The sequence below is a fragment of the Actinomycetota bacterium genome (assembly GCA_040757835.1).
GTDB lineage: Bacteria > Actinomycetota > Geothermincolia > Geothermincolales > RBG-13-55-18 > SURF-21.
The window spans coordinates 311,354-332,634 of record JBFLWJ010000001.1 but is presented as its reverse complement, the minus strand read 5'-3'; the positions used below and the strand labels follow the sequence as shown (position 1 = coordinate 332,634).

Here is a 21,281-nt window from a genome sequence, read left to right as displayed (position 1 = left end):
CAGGCTTCTTGTTTGTTGCATTCCATAAATGGCTGCTACTCCGATCCGGGCCGTACGAATGCAAGAAACAAGACCCCCAAACGGAGAGCCCGTTTCTCCATGGATCCGGCGCCAGCATGAGGGGCCGGGCCAGGCTTCTCGGTCAGGGGGCGCTTTACTCCAGCAGCTCGCGGAAGGTATCGCTGCCGCGCAGGTTCTCCAGGCAGACGTCGCGCAGGGCGTCTTCCTTCAAGGCCGGGTCCAGGTCGAGTGCCTTTTTAAGCTGTTCCATGCAAGCCTGCTTATCTCCCCGCAGGGCACAGAGGCAGGCCAGGTTGTAGTAAGGCCAGGAGTAGGCGGGATCCACCTCGATGGCGCGCCGGAAGAAGCCCTCCGCCTCGTCGAGCAAGCCCTGCTCCATGAGCGCCGCTCCCTTGTTGCTGAGTGCGTACTTGTTGTCGGGGTTGATGGCGAGGCATTTGTCCAGGTATTCGATCTCCGTCTCCACGTCCCCCATGCACCCCAGGGCGTATCCCTTCTCCAGGTAGGCGCCGTCATTGTCGGGGTCGAGCTTGATGACGCGGTCGAAGTAGGCCGCTGCCTTCTCGTACTCGCAGTTGTCCAGGTGGATGGAGCCCAGGCTCACCAGCGCCTCGAGGTTGTCCAGGTCGAGCATGAGGATCTCACCATATATCTCCACGGCCTTGGTGTCGTCGAGCATGTCCTCGTAAACCCCGGCGAGCTCGAAAAGGACGTCGGTGAGCTTCTCCCTCTCCCCTTTGTACAGGCTGACGGCGGTCTCCAGGTTCCTGATGGCCTCGTCGTAACGCCCGTGGGTGACCAGCAGCCGGGCCTTGTTGTAGTAGGGGTAGCCGAAGTTCGGCTCCAGTTGCATGGCCTGCTCGTAGATGGACAGCGCCATCTCCTCGTCTCCGAGCTCGTGGTAGGCGATGCCAAGCTCGTTGAGGAGATCGATGTTGTCGGGGTCCCTGTCCAGGGCCTCGGTGTAATACTTGACGGCCTGTTGGAAATCGCCCCTCTCCATCATCACCAGGGCTATGCCGTCGTATGACCGCGGGTCGCCGGGATTGAGCGCCCTCACCCGCTCGAAACGCAGCAGGGCTTCCTCCAGCTCGCCCTTCTCATACAGGGCGATCCCCAGCTGGTACTGCCCCTCGATATCCTCGGGGTAGCCGTCGAGAAAACGGCGAAAACGCTCTATGGCTTCCTCTATGCGGTTCTCGGCAAGGAGGCGCTCCCCTTGCTCGAGAAGTCGGTAACCCTCGCTCATCCAGTCCTCCGCTCCGCCCTATGCGCGTCCCTGCGCCGGCGGACTTATGCCTCAATCTACCTGTAATCTATTCCGGCTTCTTTTTCAAGCAAGACTTGCATCCCTCGGGAGGGGACCGGCCCTCAGCTACGGGCGCGCGTCCCCTTCTTGGTGGCGCGCGAGACCCTCACCAGGCCCGAGACGGGCAGGATGCGCACGCCCTTTTCCTCCAGGCGGTCGAGGATTAGGTTCATGCCCAGGGAATCGGACACGATATGCCCGGCGATGACCACATTGATCTTCTGCTTTTCCGCCTCTTCCTTGTGCTTCTCGGAGTAGTGCATGGCCACGATGGTCCCGACCCCCGCGGCAGCGAGCTTCTCCAGGATCTCCTGGGGACCCTCCGTGCCGCCGGTCATGTCCACCATGACCTTGCCCGCCCGGTTCTCCCTGCCCCCCACGATGGCCACGGGACCAGACTGGGTACGGGCCGCGGCCTGGTACTCCGGTATCTCCAACAGCAGGTCGATGACGTCCCCCACCGTGTGCGGCTTCTTACGGGTGAAGAGCTCGCTGAGGTAGGAGTAGACCTGGTTGTCGGCCACGGTATGCATGCTCATGAACGGGATGTCCAGCAGGCGGGCCACGTCCAGCGCGCGCTCGACGTTTCGGGGCAGGAAGGCACGGTATATCTCCTGCATGCGCTTGCCGATGAGGGCTTCACCGACGTTGATGGGCACGCCGTGGCGGTACCACTCGTCCGCCTGCAGGGCCATGACCTTGTCCAGGTTGATCAGGCCCTGCCCCTCGGGGTGGTGGCTGATGATCAGGTCCACCGCCTCGCCCTTCTCGCGCAGGCGGTCGGCCAGGAGCACCTCCGGGACCTCCATATCTATGCCCACCAGCACCGATCTCACCTCGGTCTTGGGATCGCCTACCAGGATGCGCGAATCCGGGAAGGGGTTATCGAGACCGCTGACGTCGAAGTACTGCTTCTCCTTCTCCGGCAGCTTATCGTACTTCTCCCGGTTCTTCGCCATCAGGCGCTTTATCTCGGCCTTGCCGCGCGGGTCCTTCTCCATGCCCATCTGCACGGCCAGCTTCTGGATCTCCTCGAGTTTCAATGCGAACCTCCTTAAAGAAAACGTCCTTCATATGCGGACCGGCGCCTCAGGACGTGAAGAGCGAGCCCTGGTCGAATTCGTCGCCCTCGTCCTCACGGGATAGCAGGCGCCTCACGCGCAGGATGAGATCGTCTATGTCCAGCCCCGTCTCCTCGCGGATGGAGCGCCTGAGGATAGGTCCCACCTTCTCCATCTCGTGCATCATGCGCTCCAGCATGCCAAGGGCCAGTGAGGCCTCGAACTCCTCCTGCGAGATGGCCAGGTCCTTGATGATCGCCTCCTCGGTGCGCGAGGCCACCACCGGCTCGCCGCGGCCCTCCACGTAAACGTGGGTGCGTCGTGCAGGGCCCCGTTCCTCCTCGATGGGCTCCAGCCCGACTATCTTGTCTGAGCGATAGTACTTGCCGTATCCCAGGGGTATGATCTCATTCCGCCTTATCTCCATGCCTGCCCCTTCCACGCTTCTCCGGCACGCTTCAGCGCGCCGTGATCCCTGCCGCAAGACCGCCCGCGCTAACAAGGCTTAGCCATATTATATGAACTTTGACAACCCCGGGGTAGCGGCCCCGTCAACCCCTCTCGCGCCCCTCCCACAGCCACTTCAGCAGCGCGCCCGTGTCCATGGTGTTGAGCACGTCGCCCATGCCCAACCAGGCCCTCCTGGCCGTGGCGACACCGTAGATCATGAAGGCGAGGTGCTCGGGGCGGTGGGCGTCCGTGCCCAGGGCGATCTTCACCCCCAGCTCCCTGGCCTCGGCCAGGTGTTCGTCGCTGAGGTCCAGACGGTCGGGGAAGGCATTCAGCTCCAGGGCGGTCCCGGAGTCGCGCGCCTCGTACATCACCGCGCGGAGGTCCACGTCGTACGGCGGGCGCTGCCCTATCAGCCTGCCCGTGGGGTGGGCTATCACCTTCACGTGGGGATTGTGTATGGCGGATATGATGCGCCGGGTGATTGTCTCGCGGTCCTGCTTGAAGCCGCCATGCACGGAGGCGACTACCACGTCCAGGAGGCTCAGCACGGAGTCGTCGTAATCCAGCCCGCCGTCACTGCCGATGTTGAGCTCCGTCCCTGCGAGAAGGGTCACGGGCGACCCTCCTGCACGGTTAAGCTCCCGGATCGCTTCCACCTGCCTCTCGAGCTTCTCGCGATCCAGGCCTCCCGCCACCTTGAGGCCCGCGGCGTGGTCGGTTATGGCCAGGTAGCGGTAGCCCAGTCCCTCCGCCGCCCTCCTCATCTCTTCCAGGGCGGCTATCCCGTCGCTGGCCTCGGTGTGCGCATGCATGTCCCCCAGGATATCGCCGCCCTCGAGGAGTTGGGGCAGGGTGCCGGCCAGGGCCGCCTCAACCTCCCCGCGGTTCTCCCTGATCTCAGGCGCCGGCGTGGCCATGCCCAGGGCCCGGTAGACCCCCTCCTCCGTCTCGCCCGCCAGGCGCTTGTTGCCGCTTACCCTGAAGACGCCGTACTCGTTTATCTTGAGGCCGTTCTTCTTGGCGATCTCCCGCACGCGCACGTTATGGGACTGGGAGCCGGTGAAGTACTGCAGTGCCGCGCCGAACTCGCCGGGCTGCACCACCCTCAGATCGACCTGCAGGCCGCCGCGGGTGACGACGGAGCTCTTGGTGTCCCCGCTCAGCAGCACCTTCTCCACGTTGGGCAGGTCGCAGAAGGCCTCCATGACCGCCGCTGGCTCCTCCGAGCTGACCAGGAGGTCTATGTCACCGATGGTCTCTTTCATGCGCCGCAGGCTTCCCGCCGGGGTGATGGTGATGCCCGGCAGCCTCTCCCGCATCAGTTTCGTTATCTCCTCCTGCGCGGCGTAGGCCTGGTGCAGCAGGAGCCTGCCCGAGGTGGCCTGCAGGTGCTCTATGCCCTCGAGTATGTTCTGCTCCGCCTTGGGGCCCAGGCCGGGCAGCCCGGCCAGCAGGTGATCCTCCGCCGCCTGGCGCAGCTCGCCGACGGTGCGCACCCCCAGCCCGTCGTAGACGAGCTTGGCCCGCTTTGGTCCCAGGTTTGGGACTTGCAGCAGGGATATCAGCTCTACCGGCACCTCCTCCTTCAGTTCCTCCAGCTTGCCGATGGTGCCACTCTCCTTGAACTCGAGGATCTTCTTGGCGATGCCCTCCCCGATACCGGGATATTTACGCAGCTCCTTCACTTCGTCCAGCTGCAGCAGTTCCTCTCCGCTTGACCTCACCACCTCGGCGGCGCGGTGGTAGGCGTTGACCTTGAAACGCACCTCTCCCTTGATCTCTGACAGCTCGGCCAGGGCCTCAAAGGCGGCGGCGAGTTCGTCTCTATCGTGTTTCATGGTATTTAGTATATCCGCGAAAGCCACGTTTATCTCAGGTAACGGGAAGTGGGGAAATGCCGGCCTCAGCGCTACGCGTCGCTGGCCCCCAACCAATTGCGAGCTTCGGAGAGGGCCTTCTCGACCTGGACGGGGGCGGTACCGCCAGGGATGTCGCGCGCCTGTACGCATGCCTCGAGGGAAAGATGCGCATAGACGTCCTCTCCGATGAGCGGCTCCACCTCCGCGAAGTCCTGTAGCGGCAGCTCCTCGAGGCGGATGCCGCGCTCCAGGCAGACCCGCACCAGCCTGCCCACCGACTCGTGTGCCCGCAGGAAAGGGACGCCCTTGCGCACAAGGTAGTCGGCGAGGTCGGTGGCGTTGGTGAAGCCGACCAACGCCTCCTCGCGCATGCGCTCGTGATCGAAGGACGCCGTCTCCAGGGCACGGGCGGTCACCTCGAGCATGGAGTCGAGCTGGTCCGTGGCGTCGAAGACCCCTTCCTTGTCCTCCTGCAGGTCGCGGTTGTAGGCGAGGGGGAGGCCCTTGAGGGCCATCATCATCGCCACCAGATGTCCCGCGACCCTGCCCGTCTTGCCCCGCACCAGCTCCGCCACGTCCGGGTTTGCCTTCTGGGGCATGATGGACGACCCGGTTGTGTGGGCCTCATCCAGGGCCGCGAAACCGAAGGCCGGCGAGGTCCAGAGCACGAGTTCCTCCGCCAGCCGGCTGAGGTGCACTGCGGCCATGGCGCACGCATAGAGGTGGTCGGCCACGAAATCGCGGTCGGAGACCGCGTCCACGGAGTTGGCGCTGACGCCCGCGAACCCGAGCTCGGCCGCGATCATCTGCCGGTCCAGGGCGAAGGTCACCCCGGCAAGGGCCCCGCTTCCCAGGGGACAGCAGTCGAGGCGTTCCCGACCCTCCCGCACCCTCAGGACGTCGCGCTTGAACATCTCGAAGTAGGCCAGCAGGTGATGGGATAGCAACACCGGCTGGGCCGGCTGCAGGTGGGTGAACCCGGGCATGATCGCGCCCAGGTTCGCATCGGCCTGGTTCACGACCGCATGCATCAACTCCATCAGCCGTTTCTCCAGGCGAGCCGATGCGTCCAGGAGGTAGAGGCGCAAGTCCGCCGCGACCTGGTCGTTGCGGCTGCGCCCCGCCCGCAGCTTGGCCCCCACCTCGCCGACCCTCTCCACCACCGCCCGCTCCACGGCGCTGTGGATGTCCTCTTCGTCGGCAAAGGCAAAGGCCCCCGCCTCCATCTCTTCCCTTATCTGCCGCAAGGCGGAGGCGACGCTCTCCCGCTCGGCGGCCGAGAGCACGCCGCATCCCTCCAGCGCGAGGGCGTGGGCCTCGCTCACCGCGATGTCGTACGGCGCCAGGCGCCGGTCGAAGGACAGGGACGAGGTGAAGGCGTGCACCAGCCCCGCCGTCTTTTTCTCGAACCTTCCTCCCCAGAGTCTCATCTTCTCCTCCCCGTCTCCGCGCTCATCCTTCGCCGCCCTGCTTGATCCCCCACACTTTGAGCGGCAACCCCCACAGCCCTATGAAACCCTCGCTGGAGCGGTGGCTGAACTCGTCGGCGCGGTCGTAGGTGGCCAGTGAATAGTCGTAGAGCGAATAGGGTGACCGCCTGCCCACCACGCTGCAATTGCCCTTGAACAGCTTGATCCTGGCCACGCCGCTCACCTTTTCCTGGGTGGAAGCGATGGCCGCTACGAGGGCGGCGCGGAGCGGATCGTACCACAGGCCGTAATAGACCAGCTCGGCGAATTTCGCCTCCAGCACCGGCTTGAAATGCATGGTCTCCCTGGTCAGGGTCAGGGACTCCAGGGCGCGGTGGGCCTCGATGAGTATGGTGGCGGCGGGGGCCTCGTAGATCTCCCGTGATTTTATCCCGACCAGCCGGTTCTCCACCATGTCGATGCGGCCCACGCCATGGGCCCCGCCCAGCTCGTTGACCCTGGCGATGAGCTCCACAAGGCCTATCTCTTCGCCGTCCAGGGCCACCGGCCGCCCCTCGGCGAATTCTATTTCGAGATACAGCGGGTCCCCTGGTGCTTCCGCGGGCGACACCGTCCATTCGTAAGCGTCCTCGCGGGGCTCCACCATGGGGTCCTCGAGCACCCCGGCCTCGCAGCTCCGTCCCCACAGGTTCTCGTCAACGGAATATGGGCTTTCCACCGTCACCGGCACCGGGATACCGTGCTCCTCCGCGTAGGCGATCTCGTCCTCGCGAGACATGTTCCATTCCCGCAAGGGGGCGATGATGCTCAGGTCAGGGCCCAACGCCATGGTGGTTAGGTCGAAGCGGACCTGGTCGTTCCCCTTTCCGGTGCAACCGTGGGCGACGGCCTCGGCACCACGCTTCCTGGCCTCCTCCACCATGACCGCCGCGATGAGTGGCCGCGCCAGCGAGGTGGCCAGAGGGTATTTCCCCTCGTAGAGCGCGTTTGCCCACAGGGCGGGCAGTACGAACTCCTCCGCGAACCTCTCTCTCAGGTCCAGCACGACCGAGTCCACCGCCCCTATCCGTAGGGCCTTGAGGCGGATGGCCTCCATGTCCCCGGGCTGTCCCAGGTTGGCGGCGAGCGCCACCACCTTCATCCCGTATCTCTCCTCCAGCCACCTGATGGCCACCGAGGTGTCCAGTCCCCCGCTGTAGGCCAGGACGACCAACTTCTCCATTTCCACGCTCCTGTTCCCCGCTTACTCCGCCAACGCCTGTCCCGTACACGACCATCACACGTCCGGACCTTGCCGGTCCGGCCTCAACCCGCCATCTCCTGGAAGCGCCCGGCCAGTACCCCGGCCTCATGCCCCTCCCTCACCACCACCAGGATGGTATCGTCGCCCGCCACCGTTCCCGCCACCTCCGCCAGCCGCGTCCTGTCCAGTATCGCGGCCATGGCCTGGGCGTTTCCCGGCGCCGTGCGTAGGATGACCATGTTACCGCTGGCCTCCACGCTGATCACGTAATCCCTCGCCCCGCGCCGCAGCTCCTCTTCGCCGCTGATCACGGTCCTCTCTCCCGGAAAACCGTAGACGGCGCCTCCGCCGTCCACCGTCAGGCGCACCGCCCCCATCTCCCTCAGGTCCCGAGAGACCGTGGACTGGTCCGTCTCGATGCCCCGCGCGGTCAGCCGCGCCACCAGCTCCTTCTGGCTGGCGGGGGGATCGGTCTCTATCATCTCCCTGATGATATCCCTTCTCCGCCGCTTGTCCACTTCATCCCCTCCGTGCTATCCCCCTGCCAGGAGGTCCAGCAGGGCCGCCTGGGCATGCAGCCTGTTCTCGGCCTGGTCCCACACCACCGAGCGGGGGCCGTCCATGACCTCGGCGGTTATCTCCTCCCCGCGGTGCGCGGGGAGGCAATGCATGACTATCGCCTCCGGGTCCGCGGCTGCCAGCATCTCCCCGTCAAGGCGGAACCGCTCCAGGTCGCGCTTCTTTCTGCTGTCCTCTTTCTGTCCCATGGAGGTCCACACGTCGGTATACAGGACCTGTGACCCCGCCACCGCCTCCACCGGGTCGTTCATCACCCTGACCCCGTCCTTCCCGGCCAACCCTCGTGCGTAGGCCATGATAGTGCCGTCCGGTTCGTACCCCGCCGGACACGCGGCCGTGAACCGCATCCCCGCCAGTGCGCAGCCCAGGGCCAGGGAGTTGGCGACGTTGTTGCCATCGCCCAGGTAAGTGAGGCTCAGCCCCGCCAGCTCTCCCAGGTGCTCCCTCACCGTCATGAGGTCGGCCAGGATCTGGCAGGGATGCTCGAGGTCGGTTAGGGCATTGATCACCGGCACGTCCGCCGCCCGTGCCAGTTCCTCCACCTCGGCGTGGCTGAAAGTGCGCAGGGTCATGGCATCGACGTAGCGCGAGAGCACCCTTCCCGTGTCCCCCACCGTCTCTCCCCTGCCGAGCTGCAGCTCGGAGGCGTTCAACACCAGGGGGTGGCCGCCGAGGTGGGACACGGCCGCCTCGAAAGACACCCGCGTGCGCGTGGACGGCTTCTGGAAGATGAGGGCCACCATCTTTCCCCCTAGGCTCCGACGCACCGCGCCCTGCCGCAGGGACACCTTGAAAGCGTCGGCGGCGTCCAGCACCGCGAACAGTTCCCTGGTATCCAGGTCCAGTACGCTGAGGAAATCCCTGCCCTTGAGATCCGCCATGGCCGTACCTCCACTCACTCCTTATCCTGCCGGTGGGCCCTAAGCAGCCCTTCCAGCTCCTGCAGCAACCCGTCGACCTCGCGGGTGGAGATGGACAGCGGCGGGAGGAAGCGCAGGATGCTCTCGCCGATGTTGTTGACCACGTATCCCCTCTCCAGGCAGGAGAGCACCACCTCCTTGGCCGTGGGCTCCTCCAGTTCGGCCGCGAGCATCAGCCCCATCCCCCTGACCTCCTTGATGGCCCCCGTGCTGCGTTGCAGCGCGAGCAGCCCGTCCATGAAATAGCCGCCGACCCTCGCCGCGTTGCCTATGAGGTCCTCGTCGCGCAGCACCCCCATCACCGCCAGGGCGGCCGCGCACACCACCGGGTTTCCTCCGAAGGTGCTGCCGTGGTCCCCGGGGACGAATCCACGCGCAACCTCCGCGCTGGCCAGCACGGCCCCGATGGGCAGCCCTCCCGCCAGCCCCTTGGCCGCCGTCATCACGTCCGGGACCACGCCGTAATGCTCGTGGGAAAAGAGGGCGCCGGTGCGGCCCATCCCCGTCTGCACCTCGTCGAGGACGAGCAAAACGCCCTTCTCGCCGCATAGCTCGCGAGCTCCCTGGAGATAGGCGGCATCGCCGACGTAGACCCCTCCCTCGCCCTGTATGGGCTCCAGGAGTACGGCGCAGGTCGTCTCGTCCACCGCCTCCCGCAGCGCTGCGAGGTCGTTGAAAGGAACGTGGGCAAAGCCCGCGGGCATGGGGCAGAAGGGCTCCGCCTTGTCCGGTTGGCCCGTCGCCGCCAGCGAGCCATAGGTGCGGCCGTGGAACGACTTGAGGGCGGAGACCACGTTGTAGCGGTCCTCTCCCCTCACCTCCCGCATGTACTTGCGCACCAGTTTTATGGCTGCCTCGTTGGCCTCGGTGCCACTGTTGCAGAAGAAGACCTTCTCCGCGAAGGTCTGCGCGCACAGCATCTCGGCCAGCTCCCCCTGGGGGCGGGTGTAGAAGAGGTTGGTGACGTGGACGAGTTGCGATACCTGCCGCGCCACGGCGGCGATGACCTCCGCGTGGCAATGCCCGGCAACGCAGGCGCCCAGGCCGGAGACGAAATCCACGTACTCCTTGCCGCCATCGTCCCACAGGCGCGTGCCGTGGCCGTGGGTGAACAGCACCGGCAAGCGGCTGTAGTTTTCCATGAGAAACTCTTTTTCCTGGCTCTTCGCCTTCTCCAGGCCGTATTCCATCTTCTCCTCCGTTTGCTCTGCGTCCGTGGCGCCGCCCGAACGCCTTAAGCCCGCACCATGGTCCCGATGCCGGCGTCCGTGTACAGCTCCAGCAGCAGGGCGTGGTCGATGGTCCCGTTGATGATATGCGCCCTCCTCACCCCCGACCTCAGCGCATCGATGCACCCTTGTATCTTGGGGAGCATGCCGCTCCCCAGGCCCCCGCTGGATATCAGGCCCTCGACCTCGCCGATCCCCAGCTCCGGGATGAGGCTGGTCTTGTCCTCGAAGTCCCGGTAGATGCCGTCCACATCCGTGAGGTAGATGAGCTTATCCGCCCGGAGGGCTTCGGCCAGCGCGCCCGCCACCAGGTCGGCGTTGATGTTGTAGCTCTGACCGGACCCATCCACGCCGATGCTCGCCACCACGGGGATGAACTCGTCCCGGATGAGGTTGTTCAGGATGCCGGGGTTCACCGCCTCCACCTCACCGACGAAGCCGAGGTCCACCTCCTCGCCGGCCCGGCCGCTGTGGGTGCGCTTGCGCGCCCTGATCAGGTTGCCGTCCTCGCCGGAAAGCCCCACCGCCAGGGTGCCGTGCCCATTGATCAGCGAGACGATCTCCTTGTTGACCTTGCCCACCAGGACCATCTTGGCCACCTCCATGGTGGCGGCGTCGGTGACGCGGTGGCCGTCCACGAAACGCACCTCGAGGGAGAGGCGCTCCATGTAGTGGGTGACCTGCGGCCCCCCGCCATGCACGATCACCGGGTTCATGCCCACGTAGCGCATGAGTACGATGTCGGAGGCGAACCGCTCCTTCAACTCTTCGTTCTCCATGGCGTTGCCGCCGAACTTCACAACCACCGTCTTGCCGTAATACTCCTTGATGTAGGGGAGGGCCTCCATGAGCACCCTCGCCTTCTCCCTTGCCTTCTCCATCTCTTACGCTCCTCTTCTCACCCGGCAGCGGCGATCCGCTGGGGATTACGTGCTGTACTCGGCGTTGATCTTCACGTAATCGTAGCTGAAGTCGCAAGTCCAGACCTCGGCCGCCCCCTCTCCCCTGCCCAGAAAGACATCTATGGCGACCTCACGCCCGGTCATCGCCCCCGCCAACTCGGCCGCGCCTGCCCGCGACGGCGCTCCCGCCTCGGCCGCCAGCATCCCGCCGATGAGGACGCGCACCTTTGAGGGGTCAGCGTCCTTCACCGCCTGGCCCAGGGCCTGCACGACACGGCCCCAGTTGGGGTCCCCCCCGAAGACGGCCGTCTTCAGCAGGGGGGACTCCGCGATGGCCATGGCCGCGCGCCACGCCTCCCCGTCTGACACTGCCTCGTGCGCGCGCACGGTCACGAATCGCGTGGCGCCCTCTCCGTCGGCGACGATGGCGCGGGCCAGCTCGCTGCAGACAAGGTGGAGCGGCTCCTCTATCTCCGCGCCTACCGGACGCTTCCCGGACATCCCGCTGGCCATGACCAGCACCATGTCGTTTGTGCTGGTGCAGCCGTCGATGCTTATGCGGTTGAAGCTGCGGTCCACCGCAGAGCGCAGCGCAGGCGCCAGTACCTCGGGTCCCACCGCCGCGTCCGTGGTGATGAAGGCCAGCATGGTCGCCATGTCCGGCCTGATCATGCCGGAACCCTTGGCCATGCCCCCCACTACGAAACCGTCACAGAAAACGGAGGTCTCCTTGGGGTGGGTGTCGGTGGTCATGATGGCCCGCGCCGCCTCGGACGACCCGTCCTCGCTCAGCCGTGCCGCGGCCTCCGAGATCCCGGCTTCCACCTTGGCCATGTCCATGTAGCGCCCGATGACCCCCGTCGACGCCACCGCCACGTCCCCTGGTTCGACGCCTGTGGCGCGCGCGGTGAGTTCCGCCATGGCCCGCGCGTCCAGCAAACCCTGCTCGCCGGTCCAGGCGTTGGCGTTGCCTGCGTTGACCACCACGGCCTGCAGGTGCTTGTCTGCAGCCAGGTTCTCCCCGGTCACCAGGATGGGAGCTGCGCGGAACGCATTGGTGGTGAAAGTGGCTGCCGCTGCGCACCTCTTCTCCGCCTTGATGATGCATACATCGGGCTCCCCGGTGGCCTTCAGCCCGCAGGCCGCGGCCGCGGCGGTGAATCCCAGCGCCGCGCATATCCCTCCCGGCCGCACGCTCTCTACCATCTCCTCCTCCTTACGGAAATATCCCCAGGGCATGCAGCCCGCTGTCCTCTTTCCATCCCTGCATGAGGTTCATGCACTGCACCGCCTGCCCGGACGCCCCTTTCATCAGGTTGTCGATGGCCGAGACCACGGTCAGCATACCCTTCGCTTCGTCCAGGTGCCAGCCGATGTGGCAGTAGTTGCTGCCGCAGACCGCCTTGGTCTCCGGGAAGACGCCGCTTCCCAGCAGCACCACGAAAGCCGCCTGCGCATAGAACCCCTCGTAGACAGCCTCCACTTCGGAGAGCGAGACGCCCTCGCCCACCCTCGCGTAGCAGGTGGCCAGGATGCCCCGGCTCATGGGAGCCAGGTGGGGGGTGAAATTAAGCCCCACGCCTTCGCCCGCGAGGCCGGAGAGGACCATCTCCATCTCGGGGGTATGGCGGTGCACGCCCACGCTATAGGGCTTGATGCTCTCATCGGCCTGGGAGAAGTGGGTGGCCAGGGACGGCGAGCGCCCCGCTCCGGACACGCCCGATTTGGCATCGATGACCGCGCCGTCCACTCCCGCCAGGTGCGCCTTCGCCAGCGGGGCCAGGGCCAGGATGGCGGCGGTTGGGTAGCACCCCGGGACGGCCACCAGCCTGGCCGCCGGTATGAGGTCGCCGTTTATCTCCGGCAGCCCGTAGACCGCCTCCGCCAGCAATTGCGGCGAGGTATGCTCGAGGCCGTACCAGCTCTCGTAGATGGCGGCATCGCTGAAGCGGTGGTCGGCGGAGAGGTCGATCACCTTCACCCCGCCCTCCAGTAGCCGGGCCACGGCCTGCATGGCCTCGCCATGGGGCAGGGCGACGAAGCACAGGTCGGCCTGGGCGAGGGCTTCCGCCACATCGAAGGCCTGGAAGGCCCTGCCGGCATAGCTGTGCAGGTGGGGGTAGAGCGCGGTCACCCGTTCTCCCGCATAACTGTGGGCGCTGATATAGGTGACCTCCACCTCGGGATGGCCATCCAGTATGCGCATTAGCTCGGCCCCGGTATATCCGGAAGCCCCGATTATCCCTGCTCTCATAACTGTTCCCCCGTCTCTATATATGCATATTATGCATAATATTGCATATTTATGTATAAACGTCAACCGCTTTTTTCCGGGGGATGCGCTATGCGGTCTAAACGGCGGTAGCCGAGGCCGTCCCGGGGAGAGCCTTGCCGGCGGCCAGCCCGGAGAGCCCGGATACCGCCAGCTCGACCGCGAACTCCTCCTCTAGTTCCCCGGTCTTGATGCCCGCCTCCACCCTCACCAGCAGCGCCAGCGCCTTGCGCAGCTCCTCTTCCCTCCACCTCGCCGCCTGGGGCCTGAGCCTCTTTCCGACCATCCAGGCCTGGTTCTGCGGCAGCTTCAGGTAGTCGACGATGTCACGGTCCTGGCGGCCTTCCTCGTGCAGCGCCCGGAAGAGTATAAGCATGCGGAACCGCCGTGACAGGGCGCTAAGTATATAGGTGGCCCGCTCGCCCTGCTGCAGCAGGCGCCGCAGCAGTTTCAGGGCCTGGTCGGCGTCGCCCAGGGCCACCCTGTCAACCAGCTCGAAGATGGACTTCTCCGCCGAGGGTGTGACCAGGGCGACCACGTCGTCCAGTTCCACCGCTTCTTCTCCCTCGTGGTAGAGGCTTACCTTCTCCACCGCGCCTTCGATGGCCATGAGGTCGTCCCCCAGGGCTTCCTGGAGGTAGGCAAGGGCCTTGCCCGATACCTGCAGTCCCCTCTGCTTGAAGCGACTGCGTATCCATCCCGGTATCTGGTCCCTGCGCTTGCTGACCTCACGGACCCTGCCCGCCTTTTCTACCGCCTTCACCAGCGAAGACGTGGATTTCAAGTCCACGGCCGCCAGGATGACAACGGCGCTCTCGGCGGGGTCCTCGAGATAGCCGGCCAGCCTCTTCACCTCGGCCGCGCTCAATCTCTCCGCGTCCTTGACCACCACGTATCTCTTGTCGGAACCGAACGGGAGCGTCTCCGCGGCCTGCAGGGCATCGTCCAGGGGGTCGGAGCCGGCCGTGAAGATGTCGAGGTTGAAGCCCTCCTCCTCTTGTTGCACGATCCTGTCCAGGTATTTCTTCAGCTCGTCCTCGACCAGCAGCCGCTGGTTGCCATAGATCAGCAGGGCCGTCCCTTTGCCGGGTGGGTTCAACTCAGGGTCCTTTCGGAGAAAGCGGGCCGCGGCCATCACCTCTCGCACTCGACGCGGTAGCCGCCCCGCACCACACGGATTACTATATCACCGCGCTCATCTGTACGGTAGACGGCACACCCACTGCGCTGCAGCGCGGTTATGGTGGCGCGCGCCGGGTGGCCGTAGGGATTGTCCGCGCCGACGCTGACCACGGCGATCTCGGGGTCCACACGCGAGAAGAGCTCCTCGTTCTGGGGGCTGAAACCGCCGTGGTGGGGCACCTTGAGGATATCGCAATCCATCTCTTCCTCTCCTTCCAGCATCAGCTCCTGGCCCTCTCCGCCGATATCGCCGCTGAGCAGGAGGGAATAACCCGGGCCGCTCACGCGCAGCACCAGCGAATACTCGTTGACCGAGGCCCCCTCGGCTAGCTCCTGCGGCGGCCAGCAGGCGACGAGCCTCGTCTCGCCGAGGTCCAGGCGGTCTCCAGCCCGCATGGTGCGTACGTCAACCCCCATCTCCTCCGCCAGGGCGAGCAACCTACCCGCCTGGCCGCTGCTCCTGGTGTCCGGATGCACCAGCATCCCCACCTCGCAGTCCTCGAGCGCTCCCTCCAGCCCTCCGATATGGTCGGCGTCGGTGTGGCTCACCACCACGGCATCGATGGCATGCACGCCGCGGGACTTGAGATCAGCCATGAGCGTCCTCTCCGAGATGCCCCCGTCCACCAGCACCGTGGTCCCCGCGGGCGCCTGCAGAAGGGCGGCGTCTCCCTGGCCCACGTCGATGAAAGTGATGCGCGCCTCCGTAGCCTCCCCCAATTGGCGCAGGTGCGGCGCCACGGCCATGAGCGTGGCGGCGGCCATGAGCAAGGCCATGATCACGCGCCCGGCGCGCCTCGGGCCGCCCTTCCCCAGTAACGCCGCACCCAGGGCGGGGTAATAAACCGCCATCCACAGCGGCGAGAATGGGAAGGCGCGCAGCACCGCCCAGCCCGGAGACGACAGCGCGCGCGCCACGGCCAGGATGGCCCGCGATATGCAGGCCGCCGCCTGCATGATCGTCCCGGCCAGCGGCAGTCCTGCCATCCCCAACAGAGAGGACAGCATGGCCAGGGCCATCACCGGCGGCACCAGGGGGAGCACCAGGAGGTTGCTCAGGGGCGCCAGGAGCGACACCTCGCCGAAATGGTAGAGGAGGATCGGAGCCACGGCCAGCTGGGCCGAGAGGGATGCCGCCAGCAGCGCGAGCACCTTCGACCTCTTCGCTCTCATCAGCTCGAGCAGCGGCCGGTAGAGCACGACCATGCCCAGGGCCGCCGCGAAACAGAGCTGAAAACTCACCCCGGCCGCGGCTCCGGGATCGTCCCAGAGCAGCAGGAGAGCCGCCGCGCCCATGGCGGGAAGAAGATCGAAATCCCTGCCCAGAAGGTGTGCCGTCACCGCCGTAAGGGCCACAACCGTTGCCCTGATGATGGGAACGGAGAGGCCCACCGCCAGGGCATAGGTGATGAGGATGGGCGCCTGCAGAAGCAGGATGGCCCTGCTGGAGAGACGCGCCTTGCGCCCGAGCCAGACCACGAAACCCGCCAGGATGGCCAGGTTCATGCCCGAAGCCGCACAGAGATGTATGAGGCCGGTAAGCCGGAAGGCCTTGAGATCGCGTGCGCCGAGCAGACGGTAATCGCCAAGCACCATCCCCTGCAGGAGCCCGGCCGCCGTCTCGTCTTCCACCTCCTCCATGCTGGCGCGAAAGGCCTCGCGGTAGGTCAGGGCCAGCCGTAACAGGGGGTTTCCGGTATGGGAGAGCGGGGTGATCTCATCTGCCCTGAGGCTGCCGCCAACCCCTCCGCCCTCGCCATCGAAGATGTAGAGGTTTCCCTTTACCAGCAGCCGGTCTCCCCACCGCGGCGATACCCCGTCCCCGCCGCCATGGTGCATGAGGTAGCGGTCTCCGGCGCGGGCCACACCGCCGGAGGCCACCTCTTCCACCCGGAAGAGATCGATGATGTCCCCACGCTCCCCGCGGCATCCCACCTCCACCGTGCCCACGAGGACGACCTCGCCGGCGGTCCCGCCCCGCCCGCGCCAGGCGCTGTAGGAAGAATAGCCCATATACAATCCGGCGCAGAAGAAGAGCAGGCAGACCAGGGCCCAGGCCTCCCGCCAGCCGCGGCGGCGCGCGCAGATGACGGCAAGGGAGAGGATCGCAGCCAGGGCGAGCGAGCACAACGAGGAAGCCCCGCCCCCCTTGCCGAGTACGCCCCCCAGTGCGGCCGCTCCGGCATAGACGAGCAACCTGCTGCGCGCGAGGGTGTCCTTCACTGCCGCCTCATATCTCCACCAGGTCGCGGATCTCCTCGAACTTCTTGTCGCCGATGCCCGAGACCTGCTTCAGCTCCTCCACACTGCGGAATCCGCCTTTCTTCTCCCGGTATGAGATGATGCGCTCGGCTAGAGTAGGGCCGATGCCGGGGAGCTTCTCAAGCTCCTCGAGGCCCGCGGTGTTGAGATCGATCTTGCCGCTCTCGCCCCCGCTCCCCGGGGAGGGCGTGGCCTCGGCCTCACCCTGACACGGCACCGTTATCTTCTGTCCGTCCTGTACCGGCTGGGCGAGGTTCAAGCCATCCAGGTCCGCCTCGGGCAGGGGGCCTCCCGCCGCCGCGACGGCATCCATTACGCGGTCGCCCGGTGCCAGCAGGACGACGCCGGGGTTGACGACCGCCCCCGCCACGTGGACGGTCAACTCCCCCTCATCCGGCGAGGGATCGTCCGCGGCCGTCTCCGCGGCCGCCTGGAATTCACCGAGCTGGCGGGGCGCGGGGCGCAGCACGAAGTACCCTCCCACGGCGAGCCCCGCCGCGAGCACGGCGAGCAGCGCCAGCTGCCAGTAGGGAAGGCCGATAAGCCTGTCAAGGAATGCGGAGAACCTTTCCAGCATGGCTTCCTGATGCGGGTTCGCCGCAGCGACGCGCCGCGGGCTACCCTCGGGCGGCCTTAAAAGGCCTGGATGTGATTGACAGTCCTCAGCGGGCCACGATGTTCACCAGTTTGCCCGGCACCACGATGACCTTCACGGTCTCTTTGTCCTGCAGCAGGGCGCTGATGCGCTCCGAGCTCATGGCAACATACTCCATCTCCTCGCGGGAGATGTCGGCGTCGACCTCTAAGCGCTCCCTTACCTTGCCGTTTATCTGGACCACCAGGGTGACACGCTCCGCGCGTGCCAGCTCCTCGTCGTATTCCGGCCAGGGCTGGGTATGCACGCTGAACTCCCCGCCCGCTTCCTCCCACAGCTCCTCGCAGATGAAGGGGGCAAAGGGCGCGAGCAGGAGGATCAGGCTTCTTATGGCCTCGTGGCCTTCGTAGGTATTGAAGGCGTCGGGTGCTTCCTCGATGGCCTTGTAGAGCCCGTTGGTGAACTCCATGATGGCCGCGATGGCCGTATTGAAGGCGAAGCGCTCGATATCCCCCGTCACCTTTCTGATGGTCGCGTGGGTGAGATAGGAGAGGCGGCGGAGCACCTCGGAATCGCGCGGGACCGGCTGGGTCTTGAAGGTGAGGATGCCCAGGTAGCGGTCAACCAGCCGCCACACGCGGTGGAGGAAGCGGTGTGCGCCATCTATCCCGGATTCGCTCCACTCCTTGTCCGCCTCGGGCGGGCCCAGGAAGAGTATGAACAGCCGCAGGGTGTCCGCGCCGTAGAGGTCGAAGAACTGGTCGGGGGTGATGATGTTGCCCTTGGACTTGCTCATCTTGGCGCCCCCCATCACCACCATGCCCTGGCAGAGCAGGTTGGTGAAGGGCTCGTCGAACCCCACCAGCCCCAGGTCGAACAGGACCTTGGTGAAGAAGCGCGAGTAGAGCAGGTGCATGATGGCGTGCTCGATGCCTCCGATATACTGGTCCACGGGCAGCCAGTAGCTCACCGCCTCGGGGTCGAAGGGCCGGCTTTCCTCCCGCGGGCTGGCGTAGCGGATGTAGTACCATGACGAATCGACGAAGGTGTCCATGGTATCGGTCTCCCGCACCGCACCGCCGCCGCAGGCCGGGCAGACGGCCTCGCGGAACTCCTGGGAGCGCTCCAGGGGCGAGGGGCCCTCGAAGATGAACTGCACGTCCTCGGGGAGCAGCACCGGCAGGTCGGCATCGGGGACGGGCTGCATGCCGCACTTATCGCAGTAGACGATGGGAATGGGCACTCCCCAGTAGCGCTGGCGCGAGATGAGCCAGTCGCGCAGGCGGTAGTTGACCGTCCTGCGGCCCCAGCCTTTCTCCGCCAGGTAATCGGGTATCACCTCCAGCTTGCCCACCTCGCTGTCGGTGCCGTCAAACTGTTGCGAGTTGACCATGGTGCCGGGTCCCTCGTAGGCCTCGGTCATGGTGTCGGGATCGAGCTCCTGCCCCGGCGGCTGGATAACCACCCGGATGGGAAGCCCGTAGGAGCGCGCGAACTCGAAGTCCCGCTGGTCATGGGCGGGCACGGCCATCACCGCCCCGGTGCCGTACTCCATGAGCACGAAGTTGGCGGCCCAGATGGGCACCCTCTCTCCGTTCACCGGGTTCACGGCGTAGGCGCCCGTGAAGACGCCGTCCTTCACCGTCTCCATGGCCGTGCGCTCGATATCGGAGACCCCGCGCAGCCTTTCCCGGAAGGCCGCCAGGTCCTTCTCGTAAGGCGTGCCCGCGGTCAGCTCGTCGGCCAGGGGGTGTTCCGGAGCCAGCAGGAAGAAGGTCACCCCCCACAGGGTGTCGGGGCGGGTGGTGAAGATGGGCAGCTCCCGGCCCGTCTCCCCCAGGCGGAAGACCACCTCGCACCCCTCTGATCGCCCGATCCAGTTGCGCTGCATGGTGAGCACTCCCTCGGGCCAGCCTGCCAGCTCGTCCATGTCCGCGAGGAGTCTCTCGGCGTAATCCGTGATGCGGAAGAACCACTGGTTCAGCGCCTTCTGCACCACCAGGGTCTCGCAGCGCTCGCAGTGGCCGTTTATCACCTGCTCGTTGGCGAGTACGGTGCGGCAGGAAGGGCACCAGTTCGCCCTGGCCTCCGCCTTGTAAGCCAGGCCTTTCTCGTAGAACCTGAGGAAGAGCCACTGCGTCCAGCGGTAGTACTCGGGGGCGTTGGTCGCCAGCTCGCGGTCCCAGTCGTAGGCGTAGCCCAGGCGCTGCAGTCCCTCTTTGAGCAGGGCGATGTTGTTGCGTGTATATTCGGCGGGGTGTACCCCCGAGCGGATGGCGGCGTTCTCGGCGGGCAGGCCGAACCCGTCCCACCCCATGGGGTGCAGCACGTTCACACCGCGGCGCCGCAGGTAACGCGCCAGCACGTCCCCAAGGTTGTAATTGGCCACGTGGCCGATATGGGCAGGTCCGGAGGGATAGGGGAACATGACCAGGACGTACTTCTTCTCCTTCCCCGGTTCCTCACGCGTGGCGTAAAGGCCCGCCTCCTCCCAGCGTCGCCTCCACTTCTCCTCGATGGCTTTGAAGTCGTATTTATCTTCCATTATATTCCTGTTCGGCCGCTTTCACCGCCGCGCAGCGGCTATTTCACCGCGCCGCCTTGCTCTCCTCTCCTTTACGTAAAGGTAAGTTATGCATGCGTCCCGGCGCAAGTCGCATGCGTCCCTCCCTTGCGGTTTCCGCATACGGTCGCCGTGATTATATTACAGTTATATAACTTAATCAAGTTAATGGATAGCCCGTGCCGCCGCCGTCGTTATGAGTCTAGAGCTCCGCATCCGCCGACTGGGGAGGAGCACCGCCATCACCGTCTCGGTGAGCGTTCCCGCCTGGTTCCCGGAACACCTCCGTCACCTCCCGTGCCTGCAGGGGCTTCTTCCTTTTTCCGTAGATGCCCAGAAGACGGGCGGCCTCCTTGAGTTCCTTGCGGTTGGGGGCGGCGCCGCGGGGATAGGCACGCACCAGCGCGGTGGGCCCGGGGACGTCCTTCTCGCGCAGGAGCAGGTCCGTGGGCAGGGCGATCTCGACCAGTCGCAGGTTCTCCTCGTGCCTGCGTCCCAGGACGATGAGGGTGCTCCCCGCCCAGAAGACGCGCCCCTCCCTGACGGCCGCGGCGTCCGCGCCGTCGAACCCGGGCACCCTGGTCATGAGCTCGCGCAGGCGCGCGCTGAAGGAGGCGTCGGTGAGCAGGCAGCCCCCGGCCGGGCTCTCGTACTCCCCTATCCCCCACTCCTGTGCCAGGTCCATCTGGCGGCGGCGGGAACGCCCCGAGAGATCGAGGAGACATGCGCGTTCCACCCATCCTTCCCGCTCGGGTAACGTCTCGGGCAGGAGCCTGGCCGAAAGGGGGCGCAGCAACAGGTCCCCCGCCCCCGATGCCCTGGCCACCAGCTCCAGGGCCTGTCGGTTCTGGCTCTTCGGCCTCTCCCCCAGCACCTCGCCCGTGGCCACGAAGTCCGCTTCCAGTTCCCCGAGGTGTTCCAGGGCCACCCGGACCATGAGAGCGTGACAGTCGATGCAGGGATTCATGTTCCTGCCGTAGCCGTAGCGGGGATGCTTGAGCACCTCGAGATGGCGCGCGGTGATATCTCTGACCTCCAACCCCAGGTCGAGACGGACCGCGGCCTTCTCGGCTGCCCCGCTGCCGAAGAAGGGTGTTACGAAGGTCATGGGCAGGACAACCACGCCGCATCGCCGCAACAGCTCCAACGCCAGCAGCGAGTCCAGTCCGCCCGAGAAGAGGACTATCGCCCTTCTAGCCGATCTGGCGGTCTCTTTTCCTTCTGCCATACTTCAGCTCCAGGGGTACGTACCTGTTCCTCCCCGCTAGTATACCCACTCACCGTCTCAACTCGGGAGACCCGATCCATGCGAGGGCGAACAGACGCGCATCGAGGAGGCCGTTGGATATGAACTCACGCCCGGGTGTCGCCCTATACAAAACCCGCCAGCCCGGGATCCGG

17 protein-coding genes are annotated in these 21,281 nt (G+C 65.8%); all 17 read right to left on the bottom strand.

Annotated elements, in window-relative coordinates; genetic code table 11:
- Positions 1-154: 154 nt before the first annotated feature.
- Positions 155-1,270: a tetratricopeptide repeat protein gene (locus AB1384_01480; protein MEW6552944.1), complete on the bottom strand. Its 1,116-nt coding sequence runs from the start codon at positions 1,268-1,270 to the stop codon at positions 155-157.
- A 122-nt stretch (positions 1,271-1,392) separates the two neighbouring features.
- Complete coding sequence (locus AB1384_01475; protein MEW6552943.1) at positions 1,393-2,373, bottom strand: NGG1p interacting factor NIF3; 981 nt, start codon at positions 2,371-2,373, stop codon at positions 1,393-1,395.
- 46 nt (positions 2,374-2,419) lie between these two features.
- A complete protein-coding gene (locus AB1384_01470; protein ID MEW6552942.1) occupies positions 2,420-2,818 on the bottom strand; it encodes a hypothetical protein in 399 nt (132 codons plus the stop codon).
- Between the two features lie 124 nt (positions 2,819-2,942).
- On the bottom strand, positions 2,943-4,682 hold the full coding sequence (polX, locus tag AB1384_01465; GenBank protein MEW6552941.1) for a DNA polymerase/3'-5' exonuclease PolX: 1,740 nt from the start codon (positions 4,680-4,682) through the stop codon (positions 2,943-2,945).
- A 71-nt stretch (positions 4,683-4,753) separates the two neighbouring features.
- Positions 4,754-6,133: an argininosuccinate lyase gene (gene argH, locus AB1384_01460; protein MEW6552940.1), complete on the bottom strand. Its 1,380-nt coding sequence runs from the start codon at positions 6,131-6,133 to the stop codon at positions 4,754-4,756.
- 22 nt (positions 6,134-6,155) lie between these two features.
- Positions 6,156-7,355 (bottom strand): argininosuccinate synthase, encoded by a 1,200-nt coding sequence (locus AB1384_01455; GenBank protein MEW6552939.1) that lies wholly within the window; start codon positions 7,353-7,355, stop codon positions 6,156-6,158.
- An 83-nt stretch (positions 7,356-7,438) separates the two neighbouring features.
- The gene (argR, locus tag AB1384_01450; GenBank protein MEW6552938.1) at positions 7,439-7,894 is read right to left on the bottom strand and encodes an arginine repressor; all 456 of its coding nucleotides are present in this window, start codon (positions 7,892-7,894) and stop codon (positions 7,439-7,441) included.
- Between the two features lie 15 nt (positions 7,895-7,909).
- Positions 7,910-8,836, bottom strand: coding sequence for an ornithine carbamoyltransferase (argF, locus tag AB1384_01445; GenBank protein MEW6552937.1), 927 nt, complete (start codon positions 8,834-8,836; stop codon positions 7,910-7,912).
- A gap of 14 nt (positions 8,837-8,850) precedes the next feature.
- A complete protein-coding gene (locus AB1384_01440) occupies positions 8,851-10,065 on the bottom strand; it encodes an acetylornithine transaminase (protein ID MEW6552936.1) in 1,215 nt (404 codons plus the stop codon).
- 44 nt (positions 10,066-10,109) lie between these two features.
- A complete protein-coding gene (gene argB / locus AB1384_01435; protein MEW6552935.1) occupies positions 10,110-10,985 on the bottom strand; it encodes an acetylglutamate kinase in 876 nt (291 codons plus the stop codon).
- A gap of 45 nt (positions 10,986-11,030) precedes the next feature.
- Entirely contained in the window at positions 11,031-12,212 is a 1,182-nt protein-coding gene (argJ, locus tag AB1384_01430) for a bifunctional glutamate N-acetyltransferase/amino-acid acetyltransferase ArgJ (protein ID MEW6552934.1), read from the bottom strand.
- Positions 12,213-12,222: 10 nt separating this feature from the next.
- Entirely contained in the window at positions 12,223-13,260 is a 1,038-nt protein-coding gene (gene argC / locus AB1384_01425) for an N-acetyl-gamma-glutamyl-phosphate reductase (protein MEW6552933.1), read from the bottom strand.
- 97 nt (positions 13,261-13,357) lie between these two features.
- The gene (holA, locus tag AB1384_01420; protein MEW6552932.1) at positions 13,358-14,377 is read right to left on the bottom strand and encodes a DNA polymerase III subunit delta; all 1,020 of its coding nucleotides are present in this window, start codon (positions 14,375-14,377) and stop codon (positions 13,358-13,360) included.
- Positions 14,378-14,412: 35 nt separating this feature from the next.
- Complete coding sequence (locus tag AB1384_01415) at positions 14,413-16,683, bottom strand: DNA internalization-related competence protein ComEC/Rec2 (GenBank protein MEW6552931.1); 2,271 nt, start codon at positions 16,681-16,683, stop codon at positions 14,413-14,415.
- Between the two features lie 7 nt (positions 16,684-16,690).
- Positions 16,691-17,299 (bottom strand): helix-hairpin-helix domain-containing protein, encoded by a 609-nt coding sequence (locus AB1384_01410; protein ID MEW6552930.1) that lies wholly within the window; start codon positions 17,297-17,299, stop codon positions 16,691-16,693.
- Between the two features lie 85 nt (positions 17,300-17,384).
- Positions 17,385-19,862 (bottom strand): leucine--tRNA ligase, encoded by a 2,478-nt coding sequence (gene leuS / locus AB1384_01405; GenBank protein MEW6552929.1) that lies wholly within the window; start codon positions 19,860-19,862, stop codon positions 17,385-17,387.
- Positions 19,863-20,082: 220 nt separating this feature from the next.
- Positions 20,083-21,108 carry a tRNA 4-thiouridine(8) synthase ThiI gene (locus AB1384_01400; GenBank protein MEW6552928.1) on the bottom strand — a complete coding sequence of 342 codons (1,026 nt, stop codon included), beginning with the start codon at positions 21,106-21,108 and terminating at the stop codon, positions 20,083-20,085.
- Positions 21,109-21,281: the final 173 nt, after the last annotated feature.